This is a genomic window from Alkalihalobacterium sp. TH-98, assembly GCF_057473385.1.
Genome location: NZ_JBYCKM010000032.1, coordinates 49,349 through 67,472, shown reverse-complemented (window position 1 = coordinate 67,472; position 18,124 = coordinate 49,349). Strand labels below are relative to the sequence as shown.

Below are 18,124 nucleotides of genomic sequence, written 5' to 3'. Positions count from 1 at the left end.
TTTTACAGGAGCTCGGGCTCTATTCTCTCCCTTTAGTTCCCGTATCATCTGATTTTACAGGAGCTCGGGCTCTATTCTCTCCCTCTAGTTCCATTTGCTGAATTCCGATATCACCTTACATTAATAAATCTTCATCCAACTAATAAAGGCTCAGACCAATTAGTCTGAGCCTTTACTACCACTTTGTGATGTAATCAAAAGATAGAGCGATTACTTCAGTTTTGAAAATGCGATTTCTGCAGCTGCAATCGTGTCATCAATGTCTTTTTCAGTATGCTTCGTGGATAAGAACATACCTTCAAACTGTGATGGTGGTAGAGAAATTCCTTGGTGGAGCATCTCTTTAAAGTACGCTGCAAAAAAATCTAAGTTTGATGTTGAAGCAGATGCAAAGTCCTTGACCGGTTGATCGGTAAAGAAGAAACCGACCATTGAACCTGCTCGACTCGTCGTATGAGGAATGCCATGCTTCGTTGCTGCAGCTGATAAGCCTTCTGCTAAACGCTTACCAAGACGGTCAAACTCCTCATAATGTTCTGGTTTAAGCTGTGATAGTGTTTCATATCCAGCTGTCATTGCCAGCGGGTTTCCTGAAAGAGTTCCTGCTTGATAAATCGGACCAGCCGGCGCGATTTGCTCCATGATTTCACGACGCCCGCCGTAAGCTCCAACTGGCAAGCCTCCACCGATTACTTTTCCAAGGCACGTTAAGTCAGGTGTTACCCCAAACTCTCCTTGTGCACAATGATAACCGACACGGAATCCTGTCATAACTTCATCAAAAATGAGTAAGCTGCCGTGAGAGTGAGTTATATCGCGAACCGCCTCAAGGAAGCCAGGCTCCGGACGAACGACACCCATATTTCCAGCAACAGGTTCTAAAATTACAGCGGCAACGTCATCGCCGAATTTTTCATATGCTAATTTTAAACTTTCAATATCATTATAAGGAACGGTTAGCGTATTTTGAGCGACGGATTCAGGAACTCCAGGACTATCCGGCAATCCAAGTGTCGCTACACCAGAACCGGCTTTAATCAATAAGGAATCACCATGACCGTGGTAGCACCCTTCAAATTTAATGATTTTATTACGACCTGTATAACCGCGTGCTAGACGTAAAGCACTCATTGTTGCTTCTGTTCCTGAGTTCACCATACGAACAACTTCAATCGAAGGAACACGGTCAATAACGAGCTTGGCAAGTTTCGTTTCTAGCTCACTCGGCGCACCAAAGCTTGTTCCTTTTTCAACCGATTTCTTTAAAGCTTCAACGACTTGATCATCGGCATGTCCTAAAATAAGCGGTCCCCAAGACAATACATAATCAATGTACTCGTTACCATCAATATCATAAATACGTGCTCCTTCTCCTCTTTCCATAAAAACAGGGTCCATCTTCACAGATTTAAAGGCACGAACAGGGCTATTTACTCCGCCTGGCATGACTGGTTTTGCTTCTGAAAACGCGGCTTGCGATTTTTCATAGGTTCTCAACTGCTTCACCTCTATCGTTTATTTTTCATTCAACCAACGTACAACATCTTTTGCAAAGTACGTTAAAATTAGATCTGCACCGGCACGTTTCATACTCATTAATGTTTCAAGTACTACGCTTTTTTCATCAATCCAGCCGTTTTGAGCAGCTGCTTTGATCATCGAATACTCACCGCTGACGTTATACGCAACGACAGGAGCACCCGAAAAATCTTTTACTTCACGAATAATATCTAAATACGATAGTGCTGGTTTAACAATAAGGAAGTCTGCTCCTTCATTCATATCTGACTCCGCTTCACGAATTGCTTCTAAACGATTGGCAGGATCCATTTGATACGTTTTGCGGTCACCGAATTTAGGCGACGAATGAGCGGCATCACGGAATGGTCCATAATAGCTAGATGCATATTTTACGGCATACGACATAATCGGTACATCGTGATAGCCTGCTTCATCTAAACCGTGACGGATTGCTGCTACAAATCCATCCATCATATTGGAAGGGGCAATAATATCAGCACCGGCTTTTGCTTGAGACACAGCTGTTTTCGCTAATAATTCAAGGGTAGGATCATTTAATACTTTTCCTTCCTCAATGACACCACAGTGGCCGTGATCCGTAAACTGACATAAACATGTATCTGCGATAACCGTTAGATCCGAGTGCACTTCTTTAATTTGTCTAATTGCTTTTTGAACAATACCATGGTCGCAATAAGCAGATGTCCCGACATCATCTTTATCATTTGGTACACCAAATACAATAATGGCTGGAATCCCTAAATCAACAACTTCATTTACTTCTTCATTTAAAAGATCAAGTGAAAGTTGAAATACACCCGGCATGGAAGGTACTTCATGACGCACTTGTTCACCTTCTGTTACAAAAATCGGGTAAATTAAGTCTTCTTTATGTAAATGTGTTTCCCTCACCATTGAACGAATCGATGCCGTTCCTCTAAGTCTGCGGTGACGACTGAAATGTAATTCAGACATGTTTGGGCCTCCCTTTATGTTCGATAATTTCTTGGATCATACCTTCTGTAGTGAATTCTTTGGCTACTAAAAGCGGTTGCAAGCTCGACTGTTCGGCTGCTTGAGCTGTAATTGGACCGATACAGACAAAAGTCATCTGTTGATCTAACGTTAAATTGTTCTTGTTAACAATACTTATAAAATGTTGGACCGTCGACGGACTTGCAAATGTTAAATAGTCCAGTTTATGATTGGTTAGCATATGTACTAGTTCGTCTTCTACTTCTTCATTTTCCACCGTTTCATAAACTGTTACTTCTTCCACAGAAAAGCCATCTTCTTTTAGACCGTCATAGATTACATCACGGGACAGATTACCTTTCACAAGTAAGATGCGACTTTCTTTGTTCAAGTTAGCCTGAAGCTCTTCTAACAAACTTTCTGCGACAAATTGATCAGGAAGCAGCGAAGCCTTTAACCCATAAGATTGAAGAACTTCTTCTGTCTTTGTTCCAACAACAGCAATTTGTTTTGTCAATAAATCTGATCGCTTGTCCATCTCGTCGACTTCATTAAGAAAAAACTGAACGCCATTTGCACTCGTAATCACGAGCCAATCATATGTATGTAAATGAGACAAAACTTTTTGAATAGAATGTTTGTCTTTAGGTGATTGAAACGCAAGGAGCGGAACAGCAACTGCAATCCCTCCTTGAGCTTCTATTTTATTTATAAACGAACGAGACTGCTCCTTAGCTCTCGTTACTCCAATCGTAACACCAGCAAGAGGAAGCGAAGTCATCATTATAGATCTAACTCTTTCTTCACTTGAGTTAAAATGTCTTTCGCACCTTTATCAAGGAGCTTCTGGGCTGCTAATTCACCAAGGTTTTGAGGATCACTTCCAGTTAACGTTTCGTGTAAAATCGTTTTTCCATCTGGTGAACCAACTAGAGCTGTGATCTTTACATCGTTATTGTCTTCAAGCGTTGCATACGCGGCAATTGGTACCTGGCACCCGCCTTCAATTTTATGAAGGAATGCGCGTTCTGCTGTAACGGTACGAGCCGTTTCAGGATGATTTAAATGTTGTAACATATCAATCACTTCTTGGTCGTCTGAGCGGCATTCAATCCCTAATGCACCTTGACCAACGGCAGGAATACAAACTTCAGGCTCTAAATATTCGGTAACAACATCATTAGACCAGCCCATACGTTGCAGACCTGCAGCAGCTAGTATAATCGCATCGAAGTTTTCTTCTTTTAACTTGCGAAGTCTCGTATCAATATTTCCACGGATCCATTGAATTTCAAGGTCTGGTCGACTGGCTAAAATTTGAGCAGAACGACGTAAACTGCTCGTTCCAACAATTGAACCAGCAGGAAGATCAGCTAGTTTTACATGATCATTCGAAATGAATGCATCACGAGGGTCTACACGCTCAGTCACTGCCGCTAACGTAAATCCTTCCGGTAATTCTGAAGGAACATCTTTCATACTATGAACCGCAATGTCAATCTCTTTGTCGCTCATCGCCTGCTCAATTTCTTTAACAAATAACCCTTTTCCCCCTACTTTTGAAAGAGTAACATCAAGAATTTGGTCACCTTTTGTAACGATCTTTTTGACTTCAAACTCATTTGGGACTCCTGCCTTTTTTAATTGTTCAATGACCCAATTCGTTTGAGTTAATGCTAGTTGACTCTTTCTTGACCCAATTACTATTTTTCTCATTCGTATCCTCCAATTGTGTTCGTTTTTTCTATACACATTATACTGAATTTAATACCATAGATGAAAGTTTGAGAAACTACTCGATAAAAAGTAGTTAATTAATACAAGTAGAAATGTTGCGATATTGGTTAATGCCATTAGATAACCTTTCGCATTTTTTACAGTTCGTTGATATAAGTAATAGCCATACATTGCTAAAACAATAAGTGAACTGATTACTTTTGCATCAAGCCACGGGAGTTCCCCAAATTGGATCGACGCCCAGATGAATCCGAGAATAATCCCTAGAAGTAATAACGGAAAGGCAAATAAAGCACTAAAATAGGAAAGTTTATCAAGCTTGGCTAAGTTCCCAAACCGTACTAGTCGTTTTCCCCATAGTTTTCGCTTTAACATTTGATGTTGGATGACATACATTGAGGCAAAAGCAAATGATAATGTAAAAGCGGCATATGAAAGTAAAATGAGTATGACATGAATAATTAAAAGTTCTGAAATTAGTAGTTGTGAAAGTTCTTCAGGTATATCGCCCGTCGGTGTAAACACACTGAGTGACATTAAAATAAATCCGACTACGTTTGTAAAAAGAACCAGAAAATCTACCCGATAACGCCAGTTAATAATCAGTGAGAACGTGACGAGTAGCCATGCGTAAAAAAATAGTCCTTCAAACGGAGTAAGAACTGGGAACCGATTGACTTCTAACATTCGTAAAATAAAAAAAGAGGTTTGTAAAACCCAGACAATAGAAAGCAACCAGAAGGCCATTTGGTTGACCTTCCGGTTGTTTTGTATAAAATCAAAAAAGTATCCGAGGACACTTAAACTATATAAAATAACCGTTAAAAGATACATCCAATTTAAACTGATCAAACGAAGACTCCTCCTTAGGAGCGTACGGCAACACCTTTTACGTTTGTAAATTGTACAGTTTCAGCTTTCTTTTTATCCCACTGAAGTTCTGCCATTTCAATACGAAGCTTTTCTTGTTCCTTTACCTTTTGTTCTGCTAACTCTTCTTCTAGAGCAAAAATCTTCGTAAACAACTCAAGTGAACGCTGTGCATCTTCTTCTGCAGCTAGTTCTTTTACTCTTGTAATTGGTTCTTTTAACAACTGATTGACGATACTCTTTGTATGTTTACTTAGTACCTTTTTATCACGCTCAGTTAAATTCGGCAGTTTGCGAACGAGACTGTCCATCGTGTCCGCTTGAATTGCTAACGCTTTTGTACGTAAAGCAGAAATTAGTGGCACAACTCCTAATGTGTTCAGCCAACCATTAAACGCAACGATTTCTTCTTCAATCATCAGTTCAATCTTTTCTGCTTCTTTTTTACGCTCAGCTAGATTTGCTTGGACGATTCCTTCTAGATCATCGATATCATATAAATAAATATCATCGAAATCTGCAAGCGCTGGATCTAAATCACGAGGTACTGCAATATCAACCATAAAGAGCGGGCGACCTTTTCTCTTCTTCATCGCTTGTTTCGCGATCGCTGGCGTAATTACATAGTCTCTAGCACCCGTTGAACTTATTAAAATATCAGCATCAATGAGTGCATCTGCTAACTGCTCCATTGGACGAGATGTTCCTAAGAAACGCTCCGCTAGTTCTGCAGCCTTTGCTTCCGTACGGTTAATGACTGTAATTTTACTAGCACCGTTTGCATGTAAGTGTTTTGCCGTTAATTCACTCATTTTTCCTGCGCCTAGAATTAACACATGCTTGTCTTTAAAATCACCAAAAATATTTTTACCTAACTCAACAGCGGCATAACTAACAGACACTGCGTTATTACCAATCTCCGTCTCTGAATGAGCGCGTTTCGCTAGTGTCACTGCTTGTTTGAATAGATGATTAAAAATTGTTCCCGTCGCACCGTTTTCTTGAGCCAGTAAAAAGCTGTCTTTGATTTGTCCTAGTATTTGCGTTTCCCCTAGAACCATTGAATCTAAACCACAAGTTACTCGTAAAAGGTGCTCTATAGCATGCTCATCTTCACGTATATCTAAATAGCTTGTGAATTCTTCACGAGCTAAATTAAACCATTCTGAAAGAAAAACTTTTGTGAAATGTCGACCTGTATGCAATTGATCAGAGACTACATAAATCTCTGTGCGGTTACAGGTAGAAACAATCGTACATTCTAAAATACTTTTCATATTGCGTAACTTATGAAGCGCCTGTGGAAGTTCTCCCGCTGGAAAGGCAAAGCGTTCACGAATTTCTACAGGTGCTGATTTATAATTTAATCCGACAACTAAAATATGCATGGTAAAGCTTCACCCCCACTACATCCTATCTATTTATTATCGGGATTTCTCTCTCTTTTCCGACATAGTCTGTCCTCATTATAACATGCTTTTTTTCCGATACCAAAAAAAATTGTGAACAGATCATGAAAGCCTGTGATATCATGTTGGTATTGTCATGGTTTTCCTGCCAGATGTTATTGATTATAGTAAAAACTTGTAAACAGGAATATATATGTAGCATATCCATCTACGTGTAAATATATGAAAGGAGACGATAATTTAATGAAAAAACAAGGAATTTTCCCTGGAATTTTATTTATCGGTGTAGGTGCCTATTTTCTTCTGCAACAATTTGACCTCCCTATCGCTAAGCAATTATTAACTTGGCCTTCGATACTTTTAATTATCGGGATTGCCTTTTTATTTCAATCCTATTTAGGGCATGATTCAGGTGCGATCTTTCCTGGTGCACTTCTCGTAGGATTAGGCGTTCATTTTCATGCGCTTGTTATGTTTTCCGGTTGGCCGCAACATTGGGCGATGTTTACGTTAATTGTCGGTCTTGCCTTTATGCTCTTATACTTAAGAACGAAAAGAGACGGTCTTGTTCCAGCTATCATTCTTTTTATCGTTTCAGGATTCGGCTTTTTCTCTACTGACTTGATGAAATGGCTCGGGTCTTTCTTAGATATATTTGAAGGTTTTTGGCCTCTTTTATTAATTGCTTTAGGTGTTTATCTTATTTTTCGAAAAAAATAGCTAGAGAGGTGTAATTTCGACTTGCGTTTTGATGTCGAAAGTTTAATAATGACGGGTAAATCGCGCGGTATTATCAAAAGAAATTACTTGGTTACAAAGATATAATAGAAATAGGGGGACTTTCAAGCAAGTTCGTAGGTGTTAAATTTTTACGGACTCAGAAGACCTTATTTTCATAAAAAACACCATTTCAAAGGTTCTTCCGGACTGAGAGGACCTTATTTCCTATTAATTACGTTAAAATCTTAACTTTTTTGCTAGATAAGGGCTTCTCAGTCCGTTTCAATCGTAAAACCATTGAAATTTCAACAAATAACGGCCTATTAGTCCGCATAGAAAATAGCTTCAGATTTTTGGAAATAGACTCTCAAGTCGTTTTTAATAAGGGCATTTTTGACAAACATATATAACAGTTGAAGGCACGAAGAACAGTTCTTCGTGCCTTTTCTCAAGCATATTATACTGGAATTTAGTGTTGAATTTGTCTGTTTCCAATCTACCACTTATTTTTTCATGTAAGCTAAGATCGTATTCCAGGCTTCCTCTTTTCCTTGAGCTGTTTCTGAGGAAAAGACGATTAAAGGGTCTTCTTTATCTTTATTCAGTACTTCTCTAATAATTTTACAATGTTTATCCCATTTTCCTTTAGGGATTTTATCAGCTTTCGTTGCAATAAGAATTACCGGAATTTCATAGTGCTTGAGCCACTCGTACATCGCCCGGTCATCTTTCGATGGTTCATGACGAATATCAATTATTTGAAGAACCGCTTTTAGTTGGTCTCTATTTTGAATGTACGTTTCAATCATTTTGCCCCAAGCTTCACGTTCCGTTTTCGATACTTTGGCAAAACCATAACCTGGCACGTCGACAAAATAGACCATCTCATTAATGAGATAAAAGTTTAACGTTTGGGTTTTACCCGGACGTTGTGACGTTCTCGCTAACTTCTTACGATTTAACATTTTATTGATGAACGATGATTTACCAACGTTCGAGCGACCTGCAAGACCAAACTCAGGTAAACCTGTCGTCGGATACTGTTCTGGCTTTACGGCTACCGTTCCTAATTCTGCTTTTGTTACTTTCATTTTTGTTTTTTCTCTCCCAACGCTACTTTAAGGACTTCATCTAAATGTGAAACGGGAATAAATGTCAGTTCATCGCGCACACTTTTCGGGATGTCCTCTAAATCTTTTTCATTGTCTTTCGGCATAATGATGGTTGTTAAACCAGCGCGGTGTGCACTCATTGATTTTTCTTTTAGTCCGCCAATTGGTAAAACTCGACCGCGAAGTGTAATTTCTCCAGTCATACCGACTTCTTTCTTAACTGGTCGCCCTGTTAAAGCCGATACGAGTGCAGTTGCCATTGTAATCCCAGCGGAAGGTCCATCCTTTGGAGTTGCTCCTTCAGGAACATGGATATGGATATCATTTTTCTCATGAAAACTTGGATCGACTTCAAGTTCCTCAGAACGTGAACGAATATAACTAAAAGCAGCTTGTGCCGATTCTTTCATAACGTCACCAAGTTTACCTGTTAAAATTAATTTTCCTTTCCCTTGGACAACAGACACTTCAATGGATAACGTGTCTCCACCAACTGTTGTATAAGCTAGCCCAGTAGCTGCACCGATTTGGTCTTCTACCTCCGCAAGTCCATATCGGAATTTCGGTTTTCCGAGCATATCTTCAACTGTTTTATCTGTAACGACGACTCGTTTTTTCTCACCTGATACTAACATTTTTGCAGCTTTACGGCATAAAGTCGCCATTTGACGCTCGAGGCTACGAACTCCTGCTTCTCGTGTATAATAACGAATCACTTTTAATAATGCATCGTCTTTTACTTGAAGCTTTCCTTTGGTCATCCCATGTTCTTTCATCTGCTTCGGTAACAAATAATTGCTGGCAATGTGCTGCTTTTCTAATTCAGTATAGCCAGGAATTGATATAATTTCCATTCGGTCAAGCAATGGACCTGGGATTGTACCAATATTATTAGCTGTAGTTACAAACATGACTTTGGATAGATTATATGGCTCTTCAATAAAGTGATCACTAAATGTATTGTTTTGTTCTGGATCTAATACTTCTAGTAATGCAGCTGAAGGGTCCCCCCTGAAATCTGAAGCCATTTTATCAATTTCATCAAGTAAGAAAACAGGGTTAATGGAACCTGCTTTTTTCATTCCTTGGATGACTCGACCCGGCATAGCTCCAACATAGGTACGTCTGTGCCCGCGAATTTCTGCTTCATCTCGTACACCACCGAGTGAAATACGAACAAATTCACGATTTAGTGATCGAGCAATCGATCTTGCTAAAGAAGTTTTTCCGACACCTGGAGGTCCAGCTAAACAGAGAATTGGTCCTTTTAATTCCTTGGTTAATTGTTGGACCGCTAGATATTCAAGTACACGTTCTTTTACTTTTTCAAGTCCATAATGGTCTTCATTTAAAATATCTTCCGCATGATTAATATCTAAGACATCTTCCGTCTCTCTCGTCCACGGTAAATTGATTAACCAATCAATATAGTTGCGGATCACGGAACTCTCTGCTGAAGATGCAGGCATTTTTTCATAACGATCCAATTCTTTTAAAGCCTTCGCTTCAATACTTTCAGGCATGTTAGCTTCAAGTATTTTATCTTTTAATGACGCTATTTCACCAGTGCGGCCTTCTTTATCGCCTAACTCTTTTTGAATTGCTTTCATTTGCTCTCGAAGGTAGTATTCCTTCTGTGTTTTTTCCATCGATTTTTTAACACGTTGGCCGATTTTTTTCTCAAGACCTAATACTTCTTGTTCATTATTTAAAACCTCGATGATCTTTGTTAAGCGTTCTTTAACAGCGGTCATTTCAAGAAGTTCTTGCTTTTCAGCAATCTTTAATGGCAGGTGCGATGAAATAACATCTGCAAGCCTATCTGCTTCCGTAATGTCAGCAACTGATGCTAACGTTTCATTTGAAATCTTTTTAGATAGTTTGATGTATTGTTCAAATTGATGAAGAGTATTTCGCATTAAAGCTTTTTCTTCGAGCGTGTTATCCATGTGCTCTTCTTCAAGAATTGAAATTTCAACCTCAAACATTTCCGCATTATCAGTAAATCGTTCAATTTTTGCACGGCTAATACCTTCAACAAGAACGCGGATTGTTCCATTCGGAAGCTTTAACATTTGCTTTACTTTTGCTAATGTCCCGATCGAATAAATTTCATCTTCACTCGGTTCATCTATTGAGATTTCTTTCTGGGTAGAAAGTAAAATTTCATGGTCTTCTAACATTACTTTTTCCAGAGCATTGACTGATTTCTCGCGTCCAACATCTAAGTGCAGAACCATTGTTGGAAAGACAAGCAGTCCTCGTAAAGGTAGAAGTGGAATCACTCTTGTATTATTATTTTCAACCATTTTAACAGCACCTCCGACCACCATAGTTAGTTCATCGATACTATGGAGATGTTCACAATGAACGATAGGATTAGTTCCTAACACCTAATTAAATATGTAGAAAAGTTTACCAAGATTTCTTTTATACAATTCTATCCTATTGACCTTTCTTTGTCTAATTTAAGTTCATGAATAGCTTTTTGATAACGAAGAGGATATTGACGACTATCCAATCGCCAAACCCTTTCCGTTTCCATTAGATTAAAACCTTGTCAAAGGAAGTAAGGAGCGAGTCTTATTTGCATCGCTCCTATTTTTAATTCATTATACAGATGCAGCTGGAGAGGAAACTGCCCCGCTTGCAGGGATGACTTCTTCTTCTTCTTTTTCTTGCAATAATGCGATATCAAACACCTCTTGAATAGTTGTTACAGGAATGATATTGACCTCTCCTAATTCTTTTAAGATCGCTTGTTCATTTTCTTTCGGGATAATGACCGTTTCCGCACCCGCTTGGATTGCTGCTTCTACTTTAGCGACGACTCCACCGATAGGTTTTACCGTTCCGTGAATACCAAGCTCACCTGTCATCGCAACTTTATTACTTATTTTAACTTCTCTAATCGCTGAGAAAATCCCTGTAGCGATCGCGATACCTGCTGATGGACCATCAACCGGCGTTCCTCCTGGAAAATTCACATGAATATCGAAGTCACTAGTAGGTATACCCATTTTTCGTAAAACTGTAACTACATTTTCTACCGAACCTTTCGCCATACTTTTTCTTCGTACGGAACGGGCTTGGCTTCCTGAGCTTTCTTCTTCTACGATACCTGTAACGTTGATCGTACCTTTACCTTTTGTTACTGAAATAACATTTACTTCAATTTCCATGAGAGCGCCTAGATTAGGACCGAATACTGCCAGACCATTGACGATACCAATTTGTGGTTCAGGATAAATTTTTCGTTCTGGTCTTGGTGATAATTGACTTGATTGAATCACCCATTCAACGTCTGCAAGGGTGATCGCTTTTCGATCTTCACCTGTTGCTATTCCGGCTGCGATTTGTATAACATTTACTGCTTCCCGTCCGTTCGTTGCATATCCGCCTATTTTTTCTAATACACCTTCATCCGCATCAAAACCAATCTTATCGACAGATTTTTTCGCGATTGTTACGATTTCTTCTTGCGTTAGAGCTCTAAAATATACTTCTAAACAACGTGATCGTAAGGCTGGTGGTAACTCTTGAGGATTACGCGTTGTTGCCCCGATTAAACGAAAGTCTGCTGGCAATCCTTTTTGGAATATTTCATGAATATGTCTAGGGATATTTTGATTATCTTCGTTATAATAAGCACTTTCTAAAAATACTTTTCGGTCTTCAAGTACTTTTAGCAGTTTGTTTAATTGAATTGGGTGTAATTCACCAATCTCGTCAATAAATAGTACCCCGCCGTGCGCTTTCGTTACTGCCCCTTGCTTCGGTTGCGGAATACCAGCTTGTCCCATTGCTCCAGCCCCTTGATAAATCGGATCATGGACAGAACCGATTAAAGGGTCTGCGATACCACGTTCATCAAAACGAGCCGTTGTTCCGTCTAATTCAACGAAGACTGCATCTTGTTTAAATGGTGTTTTTGCGTTTTTCTTTGCTTCTTCTAATACGAGTCGTGCAGCAGCCGTTTTCCCGACACCTGGAGGTCCGTAGACGATGACGTGTTGAGGGTTAGGACCACAAAGGGCAGCGCGTAATGCGCGGATCCCTTCTTTTTGCCCGACGATTTCGTCAAAGTTCCCTGGACGAACACGCTCTGATAAAGGTTCACTTAATGTAATTGATTTAAGCTTCCGGAGATGATCCATTTCTTTACGTGACTCTCTATCAACCGACGTCTTCTGATTGCGCTGGCTCTTTAATAAATTCCAAAAATACAGTCCAATAATTGTCCCGAATACTAATTGTATGAGTAGTGCAATGCCTGTCCAATTCATTCAAGTACCCCCTGTTTGAGTTTATGTATGACATTTTCTTTTAGTATGCTTTGATGTCTTTGGAGGTAAACGCAGAAAAACTTGCCTATTTCTGTTAATAATAAAAAACGCATAGAAGTGGCGGAAAAATGCGAATGAATGAAAGGAAGAAGTAAAATATCTGTGCATTAAGTCAATAGAGCAGTGGATAAGAAGGAGAGCACCATTAATTGCGGCAGCCTCTCTTTTTATTATATTCGTTTAGTTATGCTTATTCCCACATATAGGGGAATTCCTGATCTAAATATTGGTTTAACATTAATATTATCCATTATAAGTAAAATTCCGTGTCTAAAATACAGTTTAATTAAATTGATATCTATAATTAGGAGAATGCAAACATAAGCCTCAACTTAGTCAACTTAGACTTATATTGAAGCGAGTCCAACCCACACCCAAAGTAAATTAGCGGACACACAGGCCCTTATTCCTGTCGAAAGTCTAGCTTTTCCTAATTTAGAGGACTCAGAAGCCCTTATTTACTACTATTCGTAATATTTGTTAATGATTTTGGTTAAATAAAGGCCTGTGAGACCGCGAAATATCTAAATATGAGGCTTTCATTAATATAAAGGCCTCTCAGTCCGTAAAAAAGTTATAAGAAAAAATGATTACAATGAACGTCTTCTTTCCTTCCACCGGAAAGTAAACGCAATCACGGTGACATTTTTAGTAAGCCATACTGACGTATCATAAGAAGGTTGAGCGAAGTGTTGCTAGTCACTCACTAGGGCTGTAACTAGGCAGCTTCGATTTTATAAACTCCTTCTTTCATAAAGAGAACTCGCCGACTGGCGGGCCTTAGGGACGGACAAAGATTAGGCGCAGTTGCCCTTATACTTGGTACTTTAAAATTTTCACCCTCGTCGAGAACCATCTATGTTAAAATTTTTTACTTCTAATGTGTAAAAAAGAAGCTGACGGGGTCAGCTTCTTTAATGTTAGTTTTAGGCGCTTTCTTTTGGTACTTCGATTTCGTCGCCATCTTTTGTGAGCAGTTTTGGCATTTGGTTATCTTCAACTGCTTCTTTTGTGATGACACATTTCGCAATATCTTCTCTTGACGGTAAGTCGAACATTACGTCTAACATGATTCCTTCAATGATAGAACGGAGACCACGTGCACCTGTTTTTCTCTCAATTGCTTTGTTCGCAATTGCACTAAGTGCGTCTTCTGTAAATTCAAGTTCAACATCGTCCATCTCTAATAACTTTACATATTGTTTGACTAGTGCGTTCTTTGGTTTCGTTAAGATTTCAATAAGAGCTCCTTCATCCAAAGGCTCCAAACTTGAAATAACTGGTAAACGACCGATAAATTCCGGAATTAATCCAAAGCGTAATAAGTCTTCTGGAAGAACTTTTGTTAAGTATTCACCTGGCTTTAAGTCTTCTTGTTTCATATCTGAACCGAAACCGATGACCTTTTTACCTAAGCGACGTTTAATAATTTGTTCGATTCCATCAAACGCTCCACCACAAATAAAGAGAATATTTGTCGTATCAATCTGAATGAATTCTTGATGTGGATGCTTTCTGCCGCCTTGTGGAGGTACACTCGCCGTTGTTCCTTCAAGAATTTTAAGTAATGCTTGTTGAACACCTTCACCAGATACATCACGAGTAATCGATGGATTTTCTGATTTACGTGCTACTTTATCAATTTCGTCAATATAAATAATTCCTTTTTCTGCTTTTTCTACGTCGTAGTCAGCAGCTTGAATTAATTTCAAGAGAATGTTTTCAACATCTTCCCCAACATAACCTGCTTCAGTTAAAGAAGTCGCATCTGCAATTGCAAATGGAACATTTAAAATTCTCGCTAACGTTTGAGCTAATAATGTTTTACCACTACCGGTAGGTCCAATTAGTGCAATGTTACTTTTAGCGAGCTCAACATCTTCTGCAGATTTACCAAGAGAATTAATACGCTTATAGTGATTGTACACAGCTACGGATAGTGACTTTTTCGCACTATCTTGACCAATAACATAGTCATCTAAAATTTCACGAATCTCATGGGGTTTAGGAACTTCTTGGAACTCAACTTCTTCTTCTGTTCCCAATTCCTCTTCAACGATCTCTGTACATAACTCGATACATTCATCACATATATAAACGCCTGGTCCCGCTACTAATTTACGAACTTGATCTTGCGTTTTTCCACAAAAAGAACACTTCAACTGTCCCTTTTCATCATTAAATTTAAACATCGTATCACCCCTTACAGAATTGTACCACTCCGATGCATCTTTCCATCATTGGCTTACCGACATCACATCACCAATTTATGAATGAGAATACCTCAATCTTAGAAAGTCACCAATCAAGTGTTTTATTATAGAAACATTCTAATTTGCTCCAATTATGTATAGCATTGTATCACAAAATTGTAACGAAGCGTTAATAGTAAAGCTTATGTAATGAAACAAAAGAAATTGCCTTACAAATTGATGTCAGTAAAAATTTCTATGCTATAGTACATTCAAGATTACTGGTAAAAAATCCTCTTTCTTTTTTACCTTTTAAAATTATGTATCAAACAGAAGACGTTTCTATTCATCTTGTTCAACTAAAGCGAAAATCATACTTGCATTTTCCAGTTCATTACTTTTTTAAGATAAGAATATTCGAAGATGTCTAGCTCCAGCGCCCAACGACTAGCGTGACTTCGTTCATCTCCTTACGATAAGTCAACATCGACTCACTACCAATCGCCGTGTTTCCTTTATCTCATACGATGCCCTCCAGTCCGTACGTCGCTAAACGGGCGCTTCCGCTTTTCCTATATATGTATAACATAACACATTATCTCTTAATATATGTAAAACAAGGCACGATACTTCGCGCCTTGTTCTTTGTTTATTATTCTGCAGTTTTACTATTTTCTACAAGTAGTTCTACTGCTTTTTGTACTTTTAAGTCTTCTTTAATCGCGTCTGTACCGCCTTGAGCAGCAAGTAAAGATTTAATTTCCTCTACAGAACGCTTGTACATTTCAGACATTTTCTCAAGCTCTTTGTCAACATCTTCGTCAGTTACTTCGATATTTTCAGCTTGTGCAATTGCCTCTAATGTTAAGTTAACTTTTACACGCTTCTCAGCGTCTGCTTTGAACTGTTCACGCATACCAGCTTCGTCAGTACCTGTGAATTGAGCATACATTTCAAGGTTCATACCTTGCATTTGCAGGCGTTGTCCAAACTCTTGAAGCATACGGTCTGTTTCCGTCTCAACCATTGCAGCTGGGATGTCAACCGTTGCGTTTTCTGCTGCTTTTTCAACAACAGTATCACGTTTTTGATTTTCTGCTTGTTGAGCTTTAGATGTTTCTAATTTTTCTCTTAAGTTTTTCTTTAAGTCCTCAAGAGTTTCAACTTCTTCATCTACATCTTTAGCAAACTCGTCGTTAAGCTCAGGAAGCTCTTTACGCTTAACTTCGTGAAGTGTTACTTTGAATGTAGCAGCTTTTCCAGCTAAGTCTTCTGAATGATATTCTTCAGGGAAAGAAACTTCAACATCTTTTTCTTCACCAGATTTTAAGCCGATTAATTGCTCTTCAAATCCTGGAATAAATTGACCAGAACCAATTTCTAGTGGATAGTTATCACCTTTTCCACCTTCGAAAGCTTCTCCATCAATAAATCCTTCAAAGTCGATAACTGCTGTATCACCTTCACCAACAGTACCCTCTTCAACAACAACAAGCTCAGCTTGACGCTCTTGAATTTGCTTTAACTCTGCATCTACATCTTCATCAGTAACTGTAGTGTCAACAGCTTCAACTTCTAAGCCTTTGTATTCACCAAGTTCTACCTCCGGTTTTACAACTACTGTCGCTTTGAAAATTAGGCTTGAACCTTTTTCCATTTGCTCGACATCGATGTCAGGACGATCTACAGGCTCAATACCTGTTTCTTGAATTGCAGCCATATAAGCTTCTGGTAATAAAATATCAAGAGCATCCTGGTATAAAGACTCTACACCAAAACGTTGCTCGAATAATGGACGAGGAATTTTCCCTTTACGGAATCCAGGTACATTTACTTTTTGACTAACTTTTTTAAATGCTTCATTTAAAGCTACATCTACTTTTTCAGCGTCAACTTCGATAGTTAAGACACCGTTGTTTCCTTCTAACTTTTCCCATTTAGCAGTCATTAATTATTTCCCTCCAACTTATAAATACATTCATTCCGACTAATATATATACTTGACAACCACTCTATTATAACATACTAGAGAAGCATTTCAAGAAAAGTTCAATACAGATTTACATCTCAACCCCTTGAAATACCTGCTCTTCGACTTCAACGAGTTCATTGGCCGCCTTTACTAACTCTTGTACATTAACATTGTACAGGTCTGAAATTTCATTTTCATCAAATTCGCCACCTAAGCTTTCTATCACTACTAGATGAACAGCCCCTGCCCAAATGTTCTCATCTTGTGGCTGCGGGAGAAAGGGAACTAGTGCAAATAAAAACTGCCACCATAATTGCAACACCATGTCTTTTAAGCTCGGATTGTCTTGTTCTAACTGATATGTAATAATACTAGCCACTTTTTGACCAAAAGGATTTTCAAATAGATCATTTAATTGTTGAGGATTTATGTATTTAATTTGGCCTAGTTTCCTAATTTCAACTGGTTCTTCTATTTTCTTATCTTTTAGACTTTGTAAGATAAATGTTTTAAGGACTAGATCTTTTTCTTCATCTTTAAGGTATTCTAAGTATTTTTCTAAGACATGTGGATGGTTGTATTTCTTCAGCTTTTGAATAGCTGCCCATTGTTTTTTTACATCGGGATCTTCTAGCAAGTTCAAAAGCTCAATTGGCGGCTCCTCCTCTTTTTCTTGGAGGTTGATCACTGTATCCTCTATAATAGGTTCATCTTCACTCATTTGACGACTAAAGTGTAATAATTGGTACAACGTCTCAGCTTGGTTTGAAGGGACTTTTCCTTCAGCTAACACTGCTTCGAGCATCGTCACCACTTCTTCGTAACACGCTAATTGTACTAGTAAAGAGACATGAACTTGTAAAACATCAAAATAATCTCCGATCCCCTCTTGAAGCATTCGCTTACTCTCTGCTACCGCCTCATCAAGCTGACCTAATTCAATATATGTAAGAACAACTCCGTAACGAGCTTGAGGGTGTATTTGATCGTATTTTAATGCTTGTTGAAAATCGTCTAATGCATCATTTAAACGTTTCTCCTTTAGTGAAGCCATTCCTTTCTCAACTAGTTTTTCACCAACTCCAGGGAATGGAATCACATTTTGTTCTTTACTTTTCGTTTCATCATTCATATGAACGCTCCACTCTTGGATTTATTGATCATTTACTAATAAGTCTAACAGGTAGTAACTTGAAATACAAACCTTTATATAGTAGAAACTAGTGTAAAGTCTAGCTTAAAATCTCGAAAAAAATATAGAGAAAATTAA

13 protein-coding genes are annotated in these 18,124 nt (G+C 38.5%); 1 reads left to right on the top strand and 12 read right to left on the bottom strand.

Translation table 11 applies throughout. The features are described 5' to 3' along the window. Positions 1–210: 210 nt before the first annotated feature. Genes hemL through hemA form a run of 6 tightly spaced genes read right to left on the bottom strand, consistent with a single transcriptional unit; the run spans position 211 to position 6,491 of the window. Positions 211–1,497, bottom strand: a complete 1,287-nt coding sequence (gene hemL / locus AC2VNP_RS12095; RefSeq protein ID WP_486917562.1) for a glutamate-1-semialdehyde 2,1-aminomutase — start codon at positions 1,495–1,497, stop codon at positions 211–213. A gap of 18 nt (positions 1,498–1,515) precedes the next feature. Continuing rightward, a complete protein-coding gene (gene hemB, locus AC2VNP_RS12090) occupies positions 1,516–2,496 on the bottom strand; it encodes a porphobilinogen synthase (protein WP_486917561.1) in 981 nt (326 codons plus the stop codon). Continuing rightward, positions 2,489–3,280 carry a uroporphyrinogen-III synthase gene (locus tag AC2VNP_RS12085; RefSeq protein WP_486917560.1) on the bottom strand — a complete coding sequence of 264 codons (792 nt, stop codon included), beginning with the start codon at positions 3,278–3,280 and terminating at the stop codon, positions 2,489–2,491. The genes hemB and AC2VNP_RS12085 overlap by 8 nt, the downstream gene beginning before the upstream one ends. Then, entirely contained in the window at positions 3,280–4,212 is a 933-nt protein-coding gene (hemC, locus tag AC2VNP_RS12080; protein ID WP_486917559.1) for a hydroxymethylbilane synthase, read from the bottom strand. The genes AC2VNP_RS12085 and hemC overlap by 1 nt, the downstream gene beginning before the upstream one ends. 48 nt (positions 4,213–4,260) lie before the next feature. Further along, positions 4,261–5,067: a cytochrome c biogenesis protein CcsA gene (gene ccsA / locus AC2VNP_RS12075; protein WP_486917566.1), complete on the bottom strand. Its 807-nt coding sequence runs from the start codon at positions 5,065–5,067 to the stop codon at positions 4,261–4,263. 32 nt (positions 5,068–5,099) lie between these two features. Next, entirely contained in the window at positions 5,100–6,491 is a 1,392-nt protein-coding gene (gene hemA, locus AC2VNP_RS12070; RefSeq protein ID WP_486917558.1) for a glutamyl-tRNA reductase, read from the bottom strand. Positions 6,492–6,755: 264 nt separating this feature from the next. Between hemA and AC2VNP_RS12065 the strand changes: the two genes are divergently transcribed. Further along, the gene (locus tag AC2VNP_RS12065; protein WP_486917557.1) at positions 6,756–7,232 is read left to right on the top strand and encodes a LiaI-LiaF-like domain-containing protein; all 477 of its coding nucleotides are present in this window, start codon (positions 6,756–6,758) and stop codon (positions 7,230–7,232) included. Between the two features lie 503 nt (positions 7,233–7,735). Here the strand turns inward: AC2VNP_RS12065 and yihA are convergent. The 6 genes from yihA to AC2VNP_RS12035 all read right to left on the bottom strand — a co-directional run bounded on the left by yihA (position 7,736) and on the right by AC2VNP_RS12035 (position 17,986). Continuing rightward, on the bottom strand, positions 7,736–8,323 hold the full coding sequence (gene yihA, locus AC2VNP_RS12060; RefSeq protein WP_486917556.1) for a ribosome biogenesis GTP-binding protein YihA/YsxC: 588 nt from the start codon (positions 8,321–8,323) through the stop codon (positions 7,736–7,738). Next, positions 8,320–10,653, bottom strand: a complete 2,334-nt coding sequence (gene lon / locus AC2VNP_RS12055; RefSeq protein WP_486917565.1) for an endopeptidase La — start codon at positions 10,651–10,653, stop codon at positions 8,320–8,322. The genes yihA and lon overlap by 4 nt, the downstream gene beginning before the upstream one ends. A gap of 303 nt (positions 10,654–10,956) precedes the next feature. After that, a complete protein-coding gene (gene lonB / locus AC2VNP_RS12050; RefSeq protein ID WP_486917555.1) occupies positions 10,957–12,630 on the bottom strand; it encodes an ATP-dependent protease LonB in 1,674 nt (557 codons plus the stop codon). A 986-nt stretch (positions 12,631–13,616) separates the two neighbouring features. Continuing rightward, the gene (clpX, locus tag AC2VNP_RS12045; protein ID WP_275117043.1) at positions 13,617–14,882 is read right to left on the bottom strand and encodes an ATP-dependent protease ATP-binding subunit ClpX; all 1,266 of its coding nucleotides are present in this window, start codon (positions 14,880–14,882) and stop codon (positions 13,617–13,619) included. A gap of 652 nt (positions 14,883–15,534) precedes the next feature. Further along, positions 15,535–16,830, bottom strand: coding sequence for a trigger factor (gene tig / locus AC2VNP_RS12040; RefSeq protein ID WP_486917554.1), 1,296 nt, complete (start codon positions 16,828–16,830; stop codon positions 15,535–15,537). Between the two features lie 112 nt (positions 16,831–16,942). Beyond that, complete coding sequence (locus AC2VNP_RS12035) at positions 16,943–17,986, bottom strand: tetratricopeptide repeat protein (protein WP_486917553.1); 1,044 nt, start codon at positions 17,984–17,986, stop codon at positions 16,943–16,945. Positions 17,987–18,124: the final 138 nt, after the last annotated feature.